18 protein-coding genes and 1 riboswitch are annotated in these 20,623 nt (G+C 38.2%); of the genes, 4 read left to right on the top strand and 14 right to left on the bottom strand.

The genetic code is table 11. The features are described 5' to 3' along the window. Positions 1 to 96: 96 nt before the first annotated feature. From DRF67_RS10105 to DRF67_RS10090, 4 genes are all read right to left on the bottom strand, one after another. Positions 97 to 1,743: a serine hydrolase domain-containing protein gene (locus tag DRF67_RS10105; protein ID WP_115928178.1), complete on the bottom strand. Its 1,647-nt coding sequence runs from the start codon at positions 1,741 to 1,743 to the stop codon at positions 97 to 99. Positions 1,744 to 1,747: 4 nt separating this feature from the next. Beyond that, complete coding sequence (locus DRF67_RS10100; protein ID WP_115928177.1) at positions 1,748 to 2,329, bottom strand: YIP1 family protein; 582 nt, start codon at positions 2,327 to 2,329, stop codon at positions 1,748 to 1,750. A gap of 5 nt (positions 2,330 to 2,334) precedes the next feature. Continuing rightward, positions 2,335 to 2,613, bottom strand: a complete 279-nt coding sequence (locus tag DRF67_RS10095) for a DUF2089 family protein (RefSeq protein WP_115928176.1) — start codon at positions 2,611 to 2,613, stop codon at positions 2,335 to 2,337. Between the two features lie 395 nt (positions 2,614 to 3,008). Beyond that, positions 3,009 to 3,851: a prephenate dehydrogenase gene (locus DRF67_RS10090; protein WP_115928175.1), complete on the bottom strand. Its 843-nt coding sequence runs from the start codon at positions 3,849 to 3,851 to the stop codon at positions 3,009 to 3,011. A 284-nt stretch (positions 3,852 to 4,135) separates the two neighbouring features. Here DRF67_RS10090 and DRF67_RS10085 point away from each other — a divergent pair, with 284 nt between their 5' ends. After that, positions 4,136 to 4,774, top strand: coding sequence for a hypothetical protein (locus DRF67_RS10085; RefSeq protein WP_115928174.1), 639 nt, complete (start codon positions 4,136 to 4,138; stop codon positions 4,772 to 4,774). 313 nt (positions 4,775 to 5,087) lie between these two features. Here DRF67_RS10085 and DRF67_RS10080 read toward each other — a convergent pair whose 3' ends face one another. The 6 genes from DRF67_RS10080 to tsaE all read right to left on the bottom strand — a co-directional run bounded on the left by DRF67_RS10080 (position 5,088) and on the right by tsaE (position 11,165). Beyond that, positions 5,088 to 7,376, bottom strand: coding sequence for a cation:proton antiporter (locus DRF67_RS10080; protein ID WP_228435777.1), 2,289 nt, complete (start codon positions 7,374 to 7,376; stop codon positions 5,088 to 5,090). A gap of 279 nt (positions 7,377 to 7,655) precedes the next feature. Further along, positions 7,656 to 8,366, bottom strand: coding sequence for a LytR/AlgR family response regulator transcription factor (locus DRF67_RS10075; RefSeq protein ID WP_115928173.1), 711 nt, complete (start codon positions 8,364 to 8,366; stop codon positions 7,656 to 7,658). Then, positions 8,341 to 9,114 carry a histidine kinase gene (locus DRF67_RS10070; protein WP_115928172.1) on the bottom strand — a complete coding sequence of 258 codons (774 nt, stop codon included), beginning with the start codon at positions 9,112 to 9,114 and terminating at the stop codon, positions 8,341 to 8,343. The genes DRF67_RS10075 and DRF67_RS10070 overlap by 26 nt, the downstream gene beginning before the upstream one ends. Positions 9,115 to 9,128: 14 nt before the next feature. Continuing rightward, positions 9,129 to 9,500, bottom strand: a complete 372-nt coding sequence (locus DRF67_RS10065; protein ID WP_115928171.1) for a DUF4258 domain-containing protein — start codon at positions 9,498 to 9,500, stop codon at positions 9,129 to 9,131. After that, on the bottom strand, positions 9,500 to 10,690 hold the full coding sequence (locus tag DRF67_RS10060; protein WP_115928170.1) for an alanine dehydrogenase: 1,191 nt from the start codon (positions 10,688 to 10,690) through the stop codon (positions 9,500 to 9,502). The genes DRF67_RS10065 and DRF67_RS10060 overlap by 1 nt, the downstream gene beginning before the upstream one ends. A gap of 67 nt (positions 10,691 to 10,757) precedes the next feature. After that, positions 10,758 to 11,165 (bottom strand): tRNA (adenosine(37)-N6)-threonylcarbamoyltransferase complex ATPase subunit type 1 TsaE, encoded by a 408-nt coding sequence (tsaE, locus tag DRF67_RS10055; RefSeq protein WP_115928169.1) that lies wholly within the window; start codon positions 11,163 to 11,165, stop codon positions 10,758 to 10,760. 208 nt (positions 11,166 to 11,373) lie between these two features. Between tsaE and dnaG the strand changes: the two genes are divergently transcribed. Both dnaG and clpP read left to right on the top strand, forming a co-directional pair. Then, positions 11,374 to 13,356, top strand: a complete 1,983-nt coding sequence (dnaG, locus tag DRF67_RS10050) for a DNA primase (RefSeq protein ID WP_115928168.1) — start codon at positions 11,374 to 11,376, stop codon at positions 13,354 to 13,356. Positions 13,357 to 13,466: 110 nt separating this feature from the next. After that, entirely contained in the window at positions 13,467 to 14,153 is a 687-nt protein-coding gene (gene clpP, locus DRF67_RS10045; RefSeq protein WP_027373257.1) for an ATP-dependent Clp endopeptidase proteolytic subunit ClpP, read from the top strand. 146 nt (positions 14,154 to 14,299) lie between these two features. Here clpP and DRF67_RS10040 read toward each other — a convergent pair whose 3' ends face one another. Beyond that, the gene (locus DRF67_RS10040) at positions 14,300 to 15,385 is read right to left on the bottom strand and encodes a T9SS type A sorting domain-containing protein (RefSeq protein ID WP_115928167.1); all 1,086 of its coding nucleotides are present in this window, start codon (positions 15,383 to 15,385) and stop codon (positions 14,300 to 14,302) included. A gap of 73 nt (positions 15,386 to 15,458) precedes the next feature. Then, positions 15,459 to 15,647, bottom strand: a riboswitch (cobalamin riboswitch). A gap of 256 nt (positions 15,648 to 15,903) precedes the next feature. Between DRF67_RS10040 and DRF67_RS10035 the strand changes: the two genes are divergently transcribed. Then, entirely contained in the window at positions 15,904 to 17,166 is a 1,263-nt protein-coding gene (locus tag DRF67_RS10035) for an esterase-like activity of phytase family protein (RefSeq protein WP_115928166.1), read from the top strand. 115 nt (positions 17,167 to 17,281) lie between these two features. Here the strand turns inward: DRF67_RS10035 and tpiA are convergent, their stop codons facing one another. The 3 genes from tpiA to DRF67_RS10020 form a co-directional block, all read right to left on the bottom strand. Beyond that, on the bottom strand, positions 17,282 to 18,040 hold the full coding sequence (tpiA, locus tag DRF67_RS10030) for a triose-phosphate isomerase (protein ID WP_115928165.1): 759 nt from the start codon (positions 18,038 to 18,040) through the stop codon (positions 17,282 to 17,284). An 82-nt stretch (positions 18,041 to 18,122) separates the two neighbouring features. After that, complete coding sequence (locus tag DRF67_RS10025) at positions 18,123 to 20,249, bottom strand: S9 family peptidase (RefSeq protein ID WP_115928164.1); 2,127 nt, start codon at positions 20,247 to 20,249, stop codon at positions 18,123 to 18,125. Positions 20,250 to 20,272: 23 nt separating this feature from the next. After that, positions 20,273 to 20,620 (bottom strand): tellurite resistance TerB family protein, encoded by a 348-nt coding sequence (locus DRF67_RS10020; RefSeq protein WP_115928163.1) that lies wholly within the window; start codon positions 20,618 to 20,620, stop codon positions 20,273 to 20,275. Positions 20,621 to 20,623 lie beyond the last annotated feature (3 nt).

Genomic DNA, 20,623 nt, shown 5'->3' with positions numbered 1-20,623 from the left:
TTATGAAAATAAAAATGCCCCTAAAAGACAGACGTTTTAGGGGCATTTTGTTAAAAACTTTTAAAAAAAGGTATACAAATAGTTCAGCTTAGTGTCTTATGGTTGCTTTTTACCAAATAGGTATCTTTTTCCTCTTTGCAGTAGTTGGAACTGCCCTTTTTCGGGGATAAAATTGATTTCCAGTTCTGCCTTGTCAAATGTAAAGCGGTCTTTGGCAGCATATGTCAGCTCAAATTCAGGCTGACCGGTTCCCTGGGCAAATAGTTTATCATTTTTAACGAATATTTTTAAACCCAAAGGGATATCCTTCGAAATGTAATCACCGGTATATTTTTCCAGTTCCGACAATGAGTTTTTTGGGTTCTCAAATACAGGATATGGAAAGTCTTTGCCATAGATCAAATTCAAAATGGCAATGAAAAGACTGTTATGCGGATAGTTTTCACCATTGATGGTAACTGCGAAAGATAACTGATCTGCTGGTTCATAGGAAACTGTTGAATGGGTGCCTGCAGTGTCACCGCCATGTCCGTATAAGGTAATATTGTAAAAAGGCATCTTTATGATTCCGGAGCCAAAAAGTTTTTCATTTTTATCAGAAATCATCATGTCCACCGTTTCGTTTTTTATAAATTTTCCTGCAAACAGGGCGTTGATAAAAATATTCAGATCTTCAGGGGTAGAGGTAATGTCCCCAAGTCCTATACAGTTTTGAAAGTTGAAATCTTTTACTTCGGTCCAGGCCATGTCTTTATATTCGTAAGGTTTAAAGATTTTTTCAGGATGATCAAGCACTGAAAACGTATGGTTCATGCCTGCTTTTTTCAGAATCTTTTCTCTGAGAATCTGGTGATAGGGCTGCTGGTAGATGCTCTCCAGAATTCTACTGAGCAGGAAGTAGGCAGAATTAGAGTACTGCATTTTTTGTCCGGGCTGGAAACTCACTCCTTCTTTTTTTATGGCTTTAATAATAGCATCATTCCCTACAGGTTTTCCAAAAAGCCAGTTATTCTCAATAGATTTGCCTACGTAGTCGCCCAGTCCGCTGGTGTGATTCAACATGGTCTTTATCGTAATATTCTGCGCATTGGGGATATCGGGATAGAATTTCGACAGTTGATCGTTCATACTCAGCTTTCCGTTTTCTATAAGCTGATGAAGCATTACAGCGGTCATCAGTTTACTGATGGAACCGATCTGGTAGAGGGTGTTTTTATCATCAGCGGCATTGCTTAGCATGTGCTGCCCAAAATCTTTACGATAGACTTCTGAACCATTTCTAAAAATGGAGACACTTCCTATTCCCTGGTTATTCCTTGCAATATGGTCCAGAAAATTGTCTATTTTTTTAGTATCAATCGCTTTTCCATTGAGGAAAGAGAGGTCGCTGCTGGTCTTTGGTTCGGTACCTTTAAATAAATTCAGGGGTAAATTACGACCGTTTTGCAAAAGGAAACCCTCGAAATGATCTGTTTTGTAGATGCCCTTGTAAGAGGCACCTAGCTTTTGTATTTCAAAGCTGAGTTCATTATTGCTAAATTCCGTTTTGTCGGCCGGAAATTCTTTAGTACTTTGTTTTGGGCTGTTAAGAGTGGAGCTAAAGTCCTTCTCATCTTTTTTGATTTTCAGAATAACCGGTAATTTCATGGTCTGGGTATCCAGTTCCCCGTTCCATGTTCCTTCAATTTGGGCGTGACAAACGTGTGCCAGAAGTACCAGCACTACAAATAATTTGATTTTCATAGGATTAGATTAGTTTATGGGTTATGATTTGGCAGACCAGTGTGGTGATAATCGATATCACTGCAAATAGGGCGATGTGCTGCCACTTTTTGATATTCGTAGCTGTTTTAAAACCGTTATAGTATAAGATGATGCTGTAAATAAGTATTGTAATTACAAATAGAGACATCATAGTCATTATGGTAAAATCCCAGATCGGGAATATTCCTTCGGGGGCCTGCTGATACTGTATGACATTTTTCCGGGCCGTACGGTTATAAGGGAGTTTTTCCAGAGCCTGGAGCATAATCAAGAAAACCTGAGATATTAAAACTGTATTGACAATATCAATGATCCTCGTTTTTTTGTTGAAGATTTTACCTAAAATTAAAAGCACTGCAATGGCCATCGCGAAGCTTACTACGGTCAATACAGAAACGGTTTGCAGGTTAGCACTTTCTAACCGGCCTATCTTGAAAATGCTGTTAAAAGAAGTTTCTGTCAAGTATCCAATGGCAATAGATGCAATCACTGCCAGAATTCCGACGAGCAGAAGCAGTTTCTCATCAAACTTTTCAAACGGGTTGAAAATGGTTTTCCAGTTCATAGGTATTAGATTTCAGGGTTAGTTTTCAATTGGCTGATCCTGGTAATCAGATCATCCATTTTGTTTCTCATGGTCGGGTAGGATAGTCCTGCCTGCTTTGCCATTTCTTTAATGCTGCCGCTGGATAAGAAAAAGTTGAGGACGAAATCCTGTTCATCACGGTTCAGCTTAAGAAGAACCGGCAATTCGTAGTCACCGTTAACTTCTGTGCTACAGCCGGGGCATTTCATCTGACTTACATGAAGTGTATGATCACAGCTTGGACATATAATGGGTAGTTTCATTCATTAAATTTTTTACGAAAGTAATATTTTTTTTAATAAAGTTAAAATATTTTTTAATTTTATTAAAAAAAAATTCATGAAAATGGAAAATAAAATATGAAGAAACAATCAGTAATGAAGCTATGTGGTAGATTATCAAGTGTTTACGATTTCTGTTGGTAAATATCAATAAAGGGTAGTTTTAGAAAAGTAAAAGGCTCACACCAAGGCTGGCTTAATTATAAGGTTAATTGTCAAAGTAAGTAAAAATGAAATTCCTGCGAAAATGACTGTACAGGATAGACTCATCGTCCAGATTGTCATTTTGCAGGAATTTAGTACTCTTAATAGGTATGATCCTATTGTCGTTGGAGTATAAAATAGGTAACCCCGGCATTAAGATTTTATGAGGTATCTTATCTTAAGATTCCTCTGATTCTGTTGGCATTGCTGATCAGTTCCTCCAGGTATTCATAATTTTCCTTTTCCAGTGCTGACTTAAACTTTCTAAGCTGAGTAATATGTTCATTCAAAACATCAAGGACATTTTCTTTATTTTGTTTAAAGATCGGTACCCACATTTCCGGATGGGATTTGGCAAGACGTACGGTACTGGAAAACCCTGAGCTTGCCAGCTGAAAAATGGTTTCCTCTTCACGTTCCTTTTCCAGAACAGTATTGGCCAGGGCATATGATGTAATATGGGAAATATGGGAAATATAAGCCGTATGGATGTCATGGTCTTCCGCATTCATGTAGATCATGTGCATATCAAGAGCTTCAACAATACTTTCAACGGTTTGCAGAGCGTCATCTGCAGACTCTTCCTTATTACAGATCACTCCGGCCTTTCCGGAGAAGCTCTCTGCAATAGCCGATTTCGGACCGCTGTTTTCTGTTCCCCACATCGGGTGAAAGGCGACAAATCTTGAACGTCTCGGATGGTTTCTCACAGCATTTACAATTCCTGCTTTTGTAGAACCTGCATCCATAACCGTCTGCTGATCTGATATAAGATCAAGAACATTGGGCAGCAGTTTTCTGGCAGCATCTACCGGAATTGCCAGGATGACCAGATCAGAATTTTTGATTCCATTCTCCAGATCTGCCTCTGCATCAATGATCTTTAAATCCAATGCCTCGGTGATGTGTTTTTTATCGTTATCGATCCCGTAGATAAAGTCGGCGATGTTTTTATCTCTTAATTTCAAAGCCATCGAACCACCGATTAATCCTACTCCAATAATGCTAATTTTCATCTTTTTAATTTTTTTTTAAAATAAAAAAACCTCGTCAAGGACGAGGTTTTAAATTATATTCATAAGAATCCCTATCCCAGATCTGAGTTAAAAATTCTATAATAATATGTTCCGTTGTTAAAATTCACGAAGCGAAGGTATAAAATATTTTTTAAAGTTGAGAAATTTACTTGATAAATGATTGCTTTTTCTTTGTGAATATGATGAATTGATTTTTAGAATCCAGCTCTTTTTTAATAATTTTAACCTGTCCTTTTAAAGTTGTTTAAAAAACACACATTACCATGAAAAACAGATTTCTTTTTGGATTCTTTATTTTGTTGGCTGTAACAAGTTCTACCTATGCCCAATGTTCAGATGTTCAGTTTTATACTTCTGCTACAGGAGATACCATTAGAATTAAAGAGACCTTTAACACAGAAGATAGTAGTACGAATGAATATTTAAAAGAACGTCTAAAGCCTATACAGTCCAATTTCAAAAGAATCAATTCCATTACAAAATGGTCTTCCGTCAAGAAAAAATCTATTGAAGGAGAATCCGCAGAAGGTGGTGAAGCTACTTTTTACTACAACAACAAGCAATTGGAAAAAGTAATAGCCAGACATTATGGAGAAATGGGACAAACACTGGTTGAATACTACCTCATGAACGGAAAACTGTCTTTTGTATTTGAAAAAGATTACCGGTATAATCGTCCCTTGTTCTACGATGAGAAAACGATGAAAGAAAACAATGATACGGAAGCTTTTGATTTTGAAAAATCAGAGATTACAGAAATACGGAATTATTTTGAAAAAGGAAATCTGATTCATATTCTGGACAGCCAGGACTGTGGTGCCCCCTTCAGCGGAGATTACATAGCCGGTGAAGAGAAAAAAATATCTAAGGATTTTAAAAGACTGATCAGGCTGACGGAGTGATTTTGCTTACAATAATAATAGGCAATCTGGCAATGTCAATTTTCCCAAAATAAAATATTACCGGGCCTGCCGGTTGAGATCGAGCCGTTTTTCCAATCCTGTAATTTAGTGTTTCATATTTTTTTCCTTTCATGACCGAAACTGATTTCCATCAGGCTGCTGGCACTGTACGGATCATAAAAGGCTTTCAGTTTTACAGCTCCGTTTTCACTGTTGATCAGCATGTCAAAAAATTGAAGCTATAAATGTACCCGTTTTTTCTTTACATCCAACGGAATTTACAGCTTCAAAAGAAATAGAAAAATCGGTGTATTTATGGATTTGAAATAATCAGTGTTGAAGGGATGTCAGATAGCCATAGACTCTTGGTATCAAGAAGATTCTTCCAGCTTTTACTGCTGATCAGCATCAGGTCCTGAGAATGAAGAAATTCTTTTTCGATTTTCTTCTCGTTATACAGCGTTATATGATTCGGAGCAACCTGTTCAATGCTTCTGATCAGCTCTTTTACTTCAATATTATTGCGGATCTGCCCGGCAGCATCCAAAATGATCACTTGCGAATTGTTGTTATTGATAAGCCTTTTTGCATATTCAAGAAGATAAAAATCGCTCAAATTAAAGATAGGAACAAATATTTTATCCGCTGCTTTGAATTCTTTGTCAACAAGAATTCCCACAGGAATTGTTGCTTTGTCTAATACCTGCAATGTCAAATCGTCAAAAGGTGAGGTATTGAAAATATTTCCTTTTCCTTTTACCGTATTCAGTAATTTTTCAGGATTAATTATTTTTGTGGTAAAACCAAGCAGCCTTCCCAGCAAGCTGCCTTCATACATTGATTTACCAAGCATGATCAGAAGAAGATCATAATTCCCTTTATTGGTAATGTTCGTCAGGTCACTTTCAACATCTGTAGAAGCTTTGAAAAGGGTGGTAACTTCAAGTTGCAGTTCTTGGGAGGTTTCAATGACATTCTTGAACTGTTCTTTCTCATAATTTTCAATATCAAAGGCGTGAAGCTCATCGACAGGGGCAATATTCATTGCGGTCACACTTTTGTTTCCATTCATTTTGTGGGTGAAATGGTCTGCAAGTTTCAGCAGCTTACTTCCTGCTTTTGCCGTTTCAAAAGATAAAAGAACCCTGTATTTTGTATCGTCCTCCTCATGGGTGTCTTCCTCAATCATGGATTTTTTTCCTTTAAAAAGATAGTTGATAAGATCCAGACAAGGACCTGTCATAAATGTTGTGAAAAGGGCCATAATAACCAGCATGGCGAAGAGTTCCGGACCCAATACACCTAGGTCGTAGCCGATATTGAGGACAATAAGTTCTGTTAATCCCCGGGTATTCATTAAAGCTCCAATAGTGAGGCTGTCTTTCCAGCTTATTCTCAGAAACCTTGCAGTAAGGGCGCTCCCGACAAACTTTCCTGTTACAGCTGTAAGGATGATGAGTCCACCTATTTTCCAGAGATGCGGATCATTCAGTAATCCGATCTGAGTTCTGAGACCTGTAAATACAAAGAAAAGAGGAAGTAATAATACAAGTGCGACATCTTCCACCTTTTCGATGAAGAGGTTTCTGAATTTTATATTTTCCGGCATGATCGCACCGGCCATGAATGCTCCAAAAAGGGCATGGATGCCAATTACCTCAGTGGCGTAAGAAGAGATGATAAGGATAAGGAAAAATACAGCCACCAGTGATTTGCTGATAAACCCTTTTCCCTTCTGGGATTCAGCGATTCTGTTCAGAAAAGGCCGTACCGCTTTGATCATGATGAAGACATACAGAATGGCCATCAGGATCACAAATACGGATCCTGAGAAAGACCCTGCTTTTACCACTGCAATGACAGCTGCTAAAATACACCAGGCAGTAATATCATCGGCCGCTGCACAGGTAATCACTACTGTTCCTATTTTGGTTTTATGGAGATTACGTTCCTGAACAATTCTGGCGAGAACAGGAAATGCGGTAATACTCATGGCTATAGCTATAAATAAAGCAAATGAACTGAACTGGATTCCTTCCGGTGCAAATTCTTTATAAATAAAATAGGAAAGCCCTACTCCCAATGCAAAAGGGAAGATAATACTTGCATGGCTGATGACTACTGCATCATGCGCTTTTTTTCTTAGAACACTCAGGTCTAGCTCCATTCCCACAATGTACATGAAGAGAATAAGACCGATCTGGCTCAGAAACTGGAGGTTAGGTAATGATTCCTTTGGGAAGATAAATGCTGAAAGCTCCGGGAAATATAGCCCGAAAAGTGACGGCCCCAGAACAATCCCGGCGATCATTTCACCAATGACTGATGGCTGTTTCAGCTTTACACAAATCCACCCAAAAAGCTTGGCGACCAGGATAATGGTAACGATCTGGGCCAACAGCAGGGCTAGAGGATGATGCAGGTTGGTGAGAAAAGAATCTGTGAAATTTTCCCACATCGTGGATCCTGCAGCAGTGGCTGGGGTAATGTTTTCTCCTATTTCCAGTGTTTTCCCCTCCACGAAAAACCAATACATAAGGCATGAAAAAAATGCAATTGTACTGATGTAAAAAATAATACTTTTATACTTCCCCAAGTTCATGATTCCTGTATTTTGATGCAAATTTGATAAGAATATATGAATGTTAAATACTCCTTTCCTTTAAAATGTAATGAATACTCTAAAAAATGTAATAAAATTTACCTAAAAGAGCAGCCGGTGTTATTTCGATGGTCAGAGCTTAGAATGCTGGTGAAACGGACGTGTCTTTCATGATAAAATCAATCACTTTGCAGCAAAGGTAAACGTATTGATCATTCAAAAAGGGGAGGTGTAATGAAGGGACGGTATTCTGTAATGAAACCGTAAATATCTGAAGTTTTATTTTCCGAATAGCTCCATCAATGAATTTTTATACGCATCACCAATCTGTAATTTCAGGAAAGTCTGGTCGTCGTTGGTAATGGTAGTGATGATTTCGTTCGTTGAAAATACCTTAATAAAGGAGCGTGCAATGATCTCTTTCTTATTGACCTGGGCAAAATCTTTTGCAGGAAGCATGTCCAGAAGATTTTTGAAATTAAGATTCTTCAGAACAATGGTGGTTCCGTCGCTCAGGATAATATCTTTGTCTCTGCTGTCTATTTCAGACGTTTTGATGTAAGCAATCTGTTCGGTGAAAATAACGGTTTTTCCGATATTGGTGTTCCATTCAATGAATGATTTTTTCGGACTGTTTTCCACCAGTTCCTTTGCTTTTTCAAAGGCCTGGATAAGTCTTTCCTTTTTGATCGGCTTTCGTACATAATCTACTACATTTAAATCAAATGCTTCGGCTGCATATTCTTTGTAGGCTGTAGTAAATATAATTTTTTTTGAATCTGAAATCAGCTCAGCAACCTGAAGTCCGGTCATTCCTGGCATTTCAATATCAAGTATACAAAGGTTGCAGTCGAGGTTTCCGATTTCGTTCAGGAAAATTTTAGGGTCATTGAAGGCCTTTACCACTTCTACGTCATCAATCTGTTCACATAACAGTTTCAGGTAGCTGATCGCCAGCAATTCATCATCCAGAATAACGCATTTTATCATAGAATTCTCCTAAATTGATTTTTAATTCTGCGGTGAAGATACCGTTTTTCGAGCTTTTTTCAAGCTGGTAATGGGTATTGTAGATCATCTTTAGCCTTTGATCCAGGGATTGGCTTCCAAAACCACTTTTTTCCTTTTCCAGAATATTCTTCAAAGAAGCTTTATTGCTTACTTTCATCGTGAAAATTCTGTTTTCAAGCTCAAGGTAGATTGAGATAAAAGAATCCTGGGCAAGAAAATCGGTATGCTTGAAGGCATTTTCAATAAGATCAACAGAGATCAGCGGGGCAAATACCTTTTCCTCATAAATAGAATCCGATTTGTTGATTCTTGATTTGATTCTGAAATCAAAAAGAGGATTGATCTTGATTTTGTTGATTTCAATAAGGCTCAACGCGAAATTCAGTTCTTCCTTTGGACTTACGTACTTATTGTTGCTTTCATATAAAATATAATCAAGAACATTCGCCAGCTTATCCAGAGACATATAGGTCTGATAAGCATGAGACTGGACCGAATTAAGGATATTTTTGAATAAATGGGGGTTCAGCTTGGTGCCGATATGCTCCAGCCGTACTTCGTTCAGCCGCTGTTCAATCATGGCATTGGTTTCTGACAACCTGGTATTTCTTTTCTTCAGGTTTTGATTCTGGCTGAACAAATAAATACTGGTGGTAAGAAAAAAGAAAATGGCAAAAACTCCGACGAAGATCAGATAATCATGAATCATGTAATAATTGCCACCCATTGGATTGTTATAAACTAATTAAGTTTTTTCAAAGTTTTAACGGTTACATTTTCCTCACATTTCTCAAAAGTGATCTCGTAAGCCGGTTTTTTTTCCGGGTAGATGATAAGATAGTCCGGGCATGGCTTTTTCTGTGCATGGCTTCGGTCAAAATCTACTTTTCCGTTGGTAATGATACTGTCTTTTACAAATTTTTCGTCGATCTTGTAAGCATTCATCGCATTTTTAACCTCTTCAGTATATGTAAATTCTTTTGAAAGAGTTTCTGCTATCACCCGGCTGTTGGGCAGATAACCGCTGCAGCTTGCCCCTTTTTTGTTTAAAATAAAGAATACGATCAACAGCCCCGGAATGAAGCCTATTGCATAAAATTTCAGTTTTTTCATTAGAAAATTAAAAGATTGATATCGTGGTAGGTAAGTCCAAAACGATCACAGATGATCTTCTTGGTGTGCCTTCCTTTGTACATATATAAGCTTTGCTTCATCTCATTTTTGCGGATCAGCATGTTTTCAAAGCCTCCTTCTTCATCATAATTTAAAATATAGGAAAGGAAGAAATTTGAAATCGCTTTTGTCGTGGTTCGTGGCATTCTTGAGGTAAGGTTCGGAAGTCCGCAGTGGATTACCCCGTGTTTGATGATATAGGGTTCTTCCATCGTCGTCAGTTCCGAAGTCTCAATCACTTTTCCGTTATCAATGGTGATATCAATAATGACACTGCCTTTTTTCATTTTCATCACCATATCTTCAGTAACGATAGGGGTCATATTCAATCTTGGAAGTGCTCCGATCACTACGTCAGCACGTCTTAAGCTTTTGCTGAGTTCCTTGGGATCGATGATAGAGGTCGGCACCCGGCTGTCAACCATCGTGTGAAGTCTTCTCAGTTTGGATAAGGAATTGTCAAAAACTTTGATGCTGGCTCCTAGGCCAATGGCTGCTTTTGTTGCAAATTCACCGACAATCCCTGCTCCCAGAATGACTACTTCAGCGGGTCTTACTCCTGTAATGCCTCCAAGCATTAAACCATTAGATAATGCCAGAAGCTCTGAAGCATATAAAACAGAGACGGTACCTGCAATTTCACCGATTAATCTCACCAATGCAAGCTGTTTGTATTCATCAACGATAAATTCAAAAGCAATGGCATTTATTTTTTTCTCTGCAAGCTTTAGGAAATAGCCTTTATCTCTCAGATTGATCTGAAGTGCCGAAACCAGGTAAGTGTTGGGCTTCATATAGTCAATCTCGTCTTCAGTAGGAGGATTGATTTTGAGGATGAGGTCCTGTCCGAAGGCTTCTTTAGGGTCGTTGGTAATTTTCGCTCCCGATTCGGAGTACTGCAGATCGGTAAAAAAAGAACCCTGGCCGGCTCCTGATTCTACAATGATCTCGTGACCATGCTCTACCAGCACCTGTACGGCGTCCGGAGTGATGCAGGTTCTCCTTTCGTTGAGACAGGTTTCTTTAGGAATCCCAATACTGAACTGTTTTCCTTTTTTAATAACCTCCAATTTTTCCTCTTTCGGCATCAATTCTTCTTCTGTGAAAGGAGTAAAAATATTTGTACTCATCCTTAAATTAAATTATGTCTTACAGATTGTTATTTTATACTCAATAATAAGCAAAGATACATAATATTTACTCGAATGTAATCTCTCTGTTTTCTCCCGTATTCACAATACTCATTGTGTGGTAGTTGAGCCCGTACAGTTCCTCTTCATATACTTCCGGCCATTCTATAATGCAGAGAAAAGAATTGTCCAGGTACTCCTCAATACCGATATCATAAACCTCTTCAATGTTTTTCAGACGGTAAAGATCAAAATGATATATTTTTCCTTCAGGAGTTTGATATTCATTCACAATAGAGTAAGTGGGTGAATTGACTTCATCCCCGCTTCCCAGCTTTTTAAGCAGAAATTGGGTGAAAGTGGTTTTCCCGGCACCTAGATTTCCCTTTAATAAAAGGATATTATGTTGTAAGTCAGGAATAATGTTATCAACAACTTCCTGCCAGTGTTCGATTGTATTTATAGTGAACTGCATATACTGATTTGTTTTGCAAAAATAATGAAATTAAAATGTGGAAATGGAGAATAAACAGAAAAGATATAGACCGTGATCTGTGAATATGATTGGAATTACAATTGACTTTCTACATTAAATCCTAAACTCTTACCGATACTCTCAAACTCTCTTACACTCCAACTCAAAACCTGTCGGACTTCTCCATAAAAATACCTAATTTTGTAGCATGATTTCGAAGCAGACATTAGACAAGATTTTCTCAACGATACGGGTAGAAGAGATCGTAGGAGAGTACGTTCAGTTGAAAAGAGCGGGGTCTAATTATAAAGGACTCAGCCCATTTCATGAAGAGAAGTCTCCTAGTTTTGTTGTTTCGCCAAGCAAACAGATCTGGAAAGATTTCTCTACCGGAAAAGGCGGAACGGCCATTTCTTTCCTGATGGAAATCGAGAACTTTACTTATCCTGAAGCCCTTCGTCATGCTGCAAAGAAATACGGAATCGAAATTGAAGAAGATCTTCGTGAAATTTCTGAAGAAGCAAAGCATGCACAGACGGAAAAAGATTTGCTGTATAAAATTCATGAAGTGGCCAACTCATATTTCCAGGAAATCCTTTGGGATGATGAAGAAGGCAGAAGTATAGGGCTTGCTTATTTTAAGGAAAGAGAACTTAAGGACGATATCATCAAAAAATTCCAGTTAGGATATTCTCCCGAAAAAAAGAATGCTTTTACCACTTATGCCTTAGAAAAAGGCTACAATAAAGAGATCCTTGAAAAATCCGGACTTTCTATCTTTCCTGAAAATACCCCTGCTGGCGTTGACAGATTCCGTGAAAGGGTTATTTTTCCGATTCATAGCTTTTCAGGGCGGGTTTTAGGCTTTGGAGCTAGAATTCTGAAAAATAATGTCAAAACAGCCAAATATCTCAATTCACCGGAAACAGAGATTTATCATAAGTCAAATGTTCTTTACGGGCTCAATCAGAGTAAACAGGCTATTTCAAGAAAAAATGCATGTCTATTGGTGGAGGGATATATGGATGTCATCTCCCTTCATATGTCCGGAATCGAGAATGTGGTGGCCAGTTCTGGTACTTCATTGACGACAGAGCAGATTAAGCTGATCAAGAGGCTTACAGAAAATGTAACGATCCTTTTTGATGGGGATAATGCCGGAATTAAAGCCAGTTTCCGAAGTATTGACATGCTGCTTGCGGAAGGCATGAATATCCGTGTTTTACTCTTCCCGGATGGAGACGATCCGGATTCATTTGCAAGAAAACATCCTCAGGAATATGTTGAAAAATATATTGAAAATGAAGCCATGGACTTCATTGATTTCAAAGCCGAGATCCTGTTAAAAGATGTTGGAAATGATCCAATCAAAAAGGCTGAAGCCATACGGAATATCGTAAAATCGGTTTCATTTGTGCAGAATGCTTTAAAACGGGAAGTTTACCTTAAAGAGGTTTCCAATAAATTCGGGCTGTCTGAGCAGAGTCTTTTCAATGAACTTGATGTCCAGAAGCAGATTACACAAAACCAGACCAGCCATATTCAGCAGCAGAAGGAAAAAACTGCTCCAAAGATGGAGATTGTACCTCCGGATAAGGAAAAAGAGGATCCGTTTCTGTTTGATGTCCTGTTTATGGAAAGTAAGCTTGTTGATCACATGCTGATGTTTGGTGATATTGTACTGAAGCGGAGAAACGAAAATAACGAGGAATACCAGATCACGGTTATTGAGGAGATACTCCATCATTTTGAGGAAGAACAATATTCTTTTTTAGTGAAGGAGAATGAGATCATTATCAATGAGGTGAAGGAGGGGATTCAGAAAGAAGAGCTGAGGAGTGGAAACTTTTTTGTATCTTTTATGGATGAAGAAATCACAACAAAGGTTGTAGATGCATTGATTCCGCTGGATGAACTTGAAAACTGGGCTTCAAGGAATATCTATCCACCCAATTACGGAGACAAGGTTGCAGAGCAGATCCAGGGCGATGTATTGCTTCACAAATACCGGTATATTGATTATTTAATTATAGAAACTGCAAAAGAGCTCGACGAATGCAGAACTGACGATGAAGTAAGATACTATGAACTGATTAAAAAAATTACCTTATTGAAACAGGCCTCTATACGCCTGAGCAATATTATTGAATATTCGCCCATCAAAGGCATCTATGCCGACAGAAAAAGATAGTTCGAAGACAGGATTTGTTATTCTGTGACAAAAAGTCCTATAAAAATTTAGGAATAAATATTGTAATTTAAACTTCGGAAAATATTTTAAAAATAATACATAATAGTAATATGGACATTAAAAAGGAATTCAGAGATTTCTCTGTAAAACATTTAGGAAACAACGGTCTGGTTACCGATCAGTATATGGGAATGTATGGCCCAACGAATCTTACCCCATACATCATGGAAGAAAGAAGATTAAACGTTGCTCAAATGGACGTTTTCTCCCGTCTTATGATGGACAGGATTATCTTTCTGGGAACAGGAATTGATGATCAGGTAGCGAATATCGTTACGGCCCAGCTTTTATTCCTGGAAAGTGCAGACCCTTCAAAAGATATTCAGATCTACATCAACTCTCCTGGTGGTAGTGTGTATGCAGGATTAGGAATTTATGACACAATGCAGATCATTAAGCCTGATGTAGCCACAATCTGTACAGGTATGGCAGCTTCTATGGGAGCCGTATTACTGGTAGCAGGAGAAAAAGGAAAACGTTCTGCGCTTAAGCACTCACGAGTGATGATCCACCAGCCTTCAGGTGGTGCTCAGGGAGTAGCTTCCGATATGGAGATCAATCTTAGAGAGATGTTGAAATTAAAGCAGGAGCTTTATGAAATCATTGGTCACCATTCAGGTCAGACTTACGAGTGGGTAGAGAAATCATCTGACAGAGATTACTGGATGACTTCTGAAGAAGCCAAAGGCTACGGGATGGTAGATGAGGTTCTTCAAAGATCTACAGAGAAAAAATAATGGATTGAAAAATCATAGAAACCGCACCAATCTGGTGCGGTTTTTTTTTGCTTATTGCTACAAGTTCCCTCTCCAGAGGAATGGCAAAATTCAAAGGATCTCTGATAGGATATTTTACGGATAAAAAAGCACCAGAAGGAGCTTCTCTATTGCTTAATAATCTTATGTATTGTAGAATTGTCCACTGTTTTCAATTCCACAAAATAAGTTCCTGATTGTAAAGACTGGAGATTAATCTTTGTGGTCTGGGAAGTCATTACCTTTTGTCCGGTAACGGAATAAATATTCACTTCCTTCAGTTTTTCAGCAGTGTCAATCTGAATGAAATCATTTGCTGGATTAGGAAAAATACTGAATTTTTTCTTTGTAACAGAAGAAACTCCCAGGGTCGACTCTGCTTCTATGGGTGTAAATGGCCTTCTCTGTCCGAAACTTAGTCCCAACCAATCATTATTATTTAACTGAATCTCAGAAAGATTTTCCTTTTTCTGCCAGCTTGAAAGGTCTTTTCCTTTATACAGTTTCCAGCTGTCCGGGCCTGAAGCGTTTCCTGTAAAGGTATTGAGCGCCAGTGCAGAGACCTGATCGTTTACTAAACTAAAAGTAAAATAAGAAGCCTGAGCCTGTATCAGCTGGAGAGCCTGATCACCGGTTATGCTTCCATAATATTGAATTCCGAAAACAAAAGAATTTGCTCCGAAATCAATGACAACGAGGCTTTTGTTATTTCCAGTGCCGATCCAGTTGGTGATCTGAGACGGGGTATACCATCCTGAACTATAGGCCGGAACCGGAGTAGATGGTGAGGCATCAGAATCATCAATGCCGTACTTTATGCCATACCATTTTCCATCGACAAGGTCTGTATAGCCTACACCGTTGTTATAGCTCATGCTTTCTGCACTATCTCCGGACCAGGTAATCCAGTAATCATCAGTATTGGTGGTATGATGGTTATAATTCAGTGTGGAAAGAAAACCTGAAGGAATATCCGCTTCCATTTTAGGTTCTGCAGCGATAATTGCGTTGAGAAGGTCTTCCATGGTAAGGAGATCAGAGTCGAAACGGTAACCCCACGCATAAGAAGCCGGAGTACTGCCATCGTTGAAATCTGCAATAAAATAGGCTTTCTTAGAACCGTTTCCTACCCAGAATTTAATGTCGTTTTCTGTAAACTGGGCCGACAGGAACTGCATAAAAAGCAGTAAGAAAAAAAGATAGATTTTTTTCATGATATCATTAAATTAAAGTTTTATTCCCGAAACTTATCTTCAGATAGAAAGCACATCTCTACAGTATTGATCTGAAGTAATATATTGGAAGGCAGGTCTCCTGGCTTGCATCTTATGACGACCTTCCCGGACAGTGATCCAGTGGTATGATGACGTATAAGTAAAACAGCTTACAGTTGCGGGTACAGCCCAAGAATTGAATAATATTCGCACTTGATTCCCTATTAATGAACTTTGTTCAGCCTTACAACGCTGCAAATATATCATATAAATCTGGACCCTGTTTTGTGAATTATTTTTCTTTTTTCACGATATCGAAGTGTTTAGTAAGCTTTTAGAAGGAATGGTCTTTTTTAAATTATTAAAGAATATGATTGGTTGTTTTTATTTTCATAATGTTCGGAGGTAAACGGTGTTTATATTGAATTCATGTTATGGGTTTATTGTTAAAGTATAATTATCATTCGATTTAAGATCAGTTTATAATCAATTTATATTTTCGCGCCATAAAAATATATATGAAAAGAATATTCCTATCTGTATTGTTGTTGGCTGCGCTGGGCTCATGTAAAGATGATGATGCAGCTAATAACCAGGATCTCAATTATTCTAAACTCCCGCAGGAATTTCCTTTTTCCAAACTTGCTACCGTAAACGGGATAGACGTTATTAATGGTGGGTTTGGCTCCGGAGCAGCAGCACATCCTACGAGAAAGGGTGAATTTTATGTCATTACGGACAGGGGTCCTAATACGGATTACCTTAACGGAAAGAAATTTCTGGCCCCTGATTTTACACCGACTATTATGCATTTTAAAATCAATGCGGAAGGAAATATTGAGGTGATTAAATATATTAAACTTAAAAATCCGTCAGGTCAGGCTATAACCGGTCTTCCTAACCCTGCAGGAATGGGAAGTACCGGTGAAGTTGCTTACGATGCTTCAGGAAATGTACTGGGTACTGACAAATATGGACTGGACAGTGAGAGTCTTGTAGCTGCTGCCGACGGTACTTTCTGGGTTTCTGATGAATACGGACCTCATATTGTACACTACAGTGCAGAAGGAGTGGAAATGGAAAGGATCAGTCCTATCGGTGTCAATACCGGAACGAGAAAATTGCCTGCTGTTCTGGCCAAAAGGAGAGCCAACAGGGGAATGGAGGGACTTTGTATTACCCCGGACGGAAAAACACTTGTTGGAACCATGCAGTCGATGATGTTTGTACCTTCCAAAGCTTTAGCAACCAATACTACGTTAACAAGAATTGTAACTTTTGATATTGCTACCGGCAAGACGAAACAGTTTTTATACAGACAGGACGGCGGAGCTTCTGATTCGGTATGTGATATTACTGCATTGAGCAATACTGAATTTCTTGTCATCGAAAGAGATGGTAATTTTGGATCACAAGGAGGAATTAAAAAAGTATACAGGATCAACATAAGTGGAGCCTCTGATGTGAACGGGACCGATATTGCTGCGGTGGATGGAATGAAAATTAATAATAAAGCATTGGAACAGTGTACATGGGATGAAATTACAAATTCCGGTATAAAACCTGTCTCTAAAACGCTGGCAGTAGATCTCGTAGCCAAACTGGGATATGAGCATGATAAATTTGAGGGAATTGTGTATTTAGGAAATAATAAGCTGGCCGTCTTCAATGATGATGATTTTGGCGTAGTGGATGACGGAGGTGGAAATGCAAAAGCTAAAGTTTTACCTAAAACGGGAAAAGTAGATAAAGGAACTATGTATATAGTCGATATTCAGTAATTAGATTTTTTTTAAAGAAAACGGCAGAACCAAAGGTTCCGCCGTTTTTGATTGTTTACTGTATGCACTAAAGGTATCTTTAAATCAGCTTTAGTGAAGAGGATATGTTTCAATATTAATTAAAAGCTTCGATAATCTTAGAGAAATCTTCCAGCTTTAAGGCTGCTCCTCCAATAAGACCTCCGTCGATATCAGGTTGTGAGAAGATCTCTTTAGCATTATCTGGTTTTACAGAACCTCCATATAGGATAGAAATTTCGTCAGCAACGTCCTTGCCATACTTTCCGGCAATGATATTTCTGATGTGAGCGTGAATTTCCTGAGCCTGTTCTGGACTAGCTGTTTCTCCGGTTCCGATAGCCCAAACCGGTTCGTAAGCAATCACTACTTTTTTAATCTCCTCTGGTGAAAGAGTGAAAAGAGCGACTTCAGTTTGGTTTTTTACTACCTCCAGGTGCTGTCCTGCTTTTCTTTGCTCAAGAGTTTCCCCGTTGCAATAGATTGGGGTAAGCCCCTTATCTAAAGCCAATTTGATCTTTCTGTTGCAGTGTGAATCTGTTTCTCCGTGATACTGTCTTCTTTCAGAGTGCCCGATCAATGATCCTGTAGCATCGATAGATTCCAGCATATCAGCAGAAATTTCTCCTGTATAAGCACCACTTTCGTGCTCGCTCATGTCCTGAGAGAATACTCCAATTTCATCCTTTTCAAAGATGTCTTTAGCCATCATTAAGTATAAAGATGGTGGAGCGATCCAAACCTCACAGTTGGTCGTAGTGTTGTTTTTATAGCTTAGTAACTGAATCATTAATTGTTGTGCATCAATTACATTTTTGTTCATTTTCCAGTTGCCTGCAACTATTTTTCTTCTCATAAGATTTATTATATTGATTTATTTTACTTTTTAATTAAATTTTTACTTTGCATCTGCGTGATCTGCAAAATCTGCGGGAACCTTATTTATTAATCCCTTCCAATTTAAACATGAAAGCATATACCAAAGCAAGATCCTTCAGATAATCAAATCTTCCGGAAGCTCCTCCATGACCGTAGTCCATGTCTGTTTTTAATAATAATACGTTTTTATCCGTTTTCATATCTCTTAGTTTAGCAACCCATTTTGCAGGTTCAAAATACTGAACCTGAGAATCATGCAGCCCTGTTGTTACCAACAGATTCGGATAGTTTTTCTTTTCGATATTTTCATACGGAGAATAAGATTTCATATAGAGATAAGCCTCCTTATTGTTAGGATTACCCCATTCATCATATTCGTTGGTTGTCAAAGGAATACTGGTGTCAAGCATGGTATTGACAACGTCTACAAAAGGAACCTGTGAAATAACACCATTCCAAAGGCCAGGGCCCATATTAGCGATAGCTCCCATTAACAATCCTCCGGCACTTCCTCCCTGAGCATATAAATGTTTAGGCGATGTATATTTTTCTTTCACAAGATATTCTCCGGCATCAATGAAATCGGTAAATGTGTTTTTCTTTTTCATCATTTTCCCGTCTTCATACCATTGTCTTCCCATTTCCTGACCGCCACGGATATGAGCAATAGCATAGGCAAAACCTCTATCCAGAAGACTCAGTCTTGTGCTGCTGAATGTAGCATCCATAGAGCTTCCGTACGAACCGTAAGCATAAAGAAGAAGTGGATTGTTCCCTTCTTTTTTTAATCCTTTTTTGTAAACAATAGATATTGGAATCCGGGTTCCATCTTTTGCGGTGGCAAAAAGTCTTTCTGTTGTATAAAGATCTTTATTATAGCCGCCCAGAACTTCCTGCTGTTTCAAAAGATTTCTTTTACCGGTTTTTAAATCCTGTTCATACTGAGAACTTGGTGTAATCATGGAAGTATATCCGAAACGGAAATTATCTGTGTTATACTCTGGATTTCCTGATGGATAAACAGTATAAGCAGCTTCATCAAATTTCAGAAAGTCTTTTTTACCTGTTTTTCTGTCATAGATCATCAATTGAGAAAGCCCGTTTTGTCTCTCACTGAATACCAGATAATTCTTAAACTCGGTAATTCCCTCCATCAGAACCTCTTTTCTGTGGGGAATAAAATCTTTCCAGTTCTCAACACCTGTTTTGTTTAAAGGAGTTTCTACAATTTTAAAGTTAAGAGCATCTTTATTAGTGGTAATTAAAAATTTATCTTCCAGTGGAGTAACATCGTACAGGACGTCTTTTATTCTAGGTTGGAAAACCCTAAATGTTCCGTTAGGATCATTGGCATCAAGATATCTGGTTTCGGAAGAAGTGGTAGCCTGAGAATAGATCATAATGAACTTCTCATTCTTGGATTTTCCTACCCCAATATAGTTGGTTTTATCCTTTTCCTCATATACAAGAGCATCCTTTGACGAATTTGTTCCCAGAGCATGTCTGAAAATCTTTTCCGTTAAAAGAGTTTCCGGGTTCTTGGAGGTATAAAATATCGTTTTGTTATCATTTGCCCAGGTGGCTGATCCTGTTGTATTTTTAATACCAAGATCAATGGTTTTCCCTGTTGAGAGATCTTTTAGAAATAATTTATATTGTCTTCGGGATACATCATCCACCCCATAAATCATTTTTGTATTATCCGGACTGATACTAAATCCTGAGGCCGAATAATAGGAATGTCCTTCAGCCTGCTTGTCAACATCCAGAAGAATTTCTTCTGGAGCCGTAAGACTTCCTTTTTTTCTACAATACTTAAAATATTGTTTTCCCACTTCTGTACGGGTGTAATAATAATATCCGTTTTTGAAAACCGGAACAGACTCATCTTTCTCTTTGATTCTAGCTTTCATTTCCTGGAAAAGCTTTTCTCTGAAAGGTTCTGTATCTTTCATCATGCCTTCCCAATAGGTGTTTTCAGCCTTTAAATAATCAACAACTTTGGTAGAATCTTTTCCTTTTTTAAAATAATCGATCATCCAGTAATAAGGATCATTGACCTTATCACCATGGATTTCTCTGATGTGTTCCTGCTTTTCTGCAACGGGGGCTTTCAGGCCCGGAAATTTCTGAGATTGAAATGTGGATGCACTCATTACTAATAGTCCTAGATAAATTTTTTTCATGTTTTTTTTGATTTAGGAAGAAATTATAATCCCCATAAGTTTTTCAGTAAAACATAAAAAGTGTGTTCTTCCTCGGTGACCTTATTGTCTGCTTTAATCAGAGATTTGGCAAACTGAGCAAACTTTATACGTTCATCTTCAGTAGAATCATCAAGGAAGCATCTTCCATGGAATTCAAAGTGATCTTTCCACTCCTCAGGCTGTAAAAGAGCAAGGGTGTCAAGCTCGTTATCCAGGTTCATTCTGAATGGAAACTCATCTGCCAGATATTGTTGTACCAACATTCCTTCTTCAGGGGCGAATTCTCCGTCTACAGAAGAAAGGATCATTAATAAGTGGTAACCGGCGATAGATTTATTTGATTTTTGCATAAT

It is taken from the genome of Chryseobacterium pennipullorum (assembly GCF_003384725.1).
In the GTDB taxonomy this organism is placed as follows: Bacteria; Bacteroidota; Bacteroidia; order Flavobacteriales; family Weeksellaceae; genus Chryseobacterium; species Chryseobacterium pennipullorum.
Note: the sequence above shows the minus strand (reverse complement) of the source record. Positions and strands in the feature narration are given on the sequence as shown.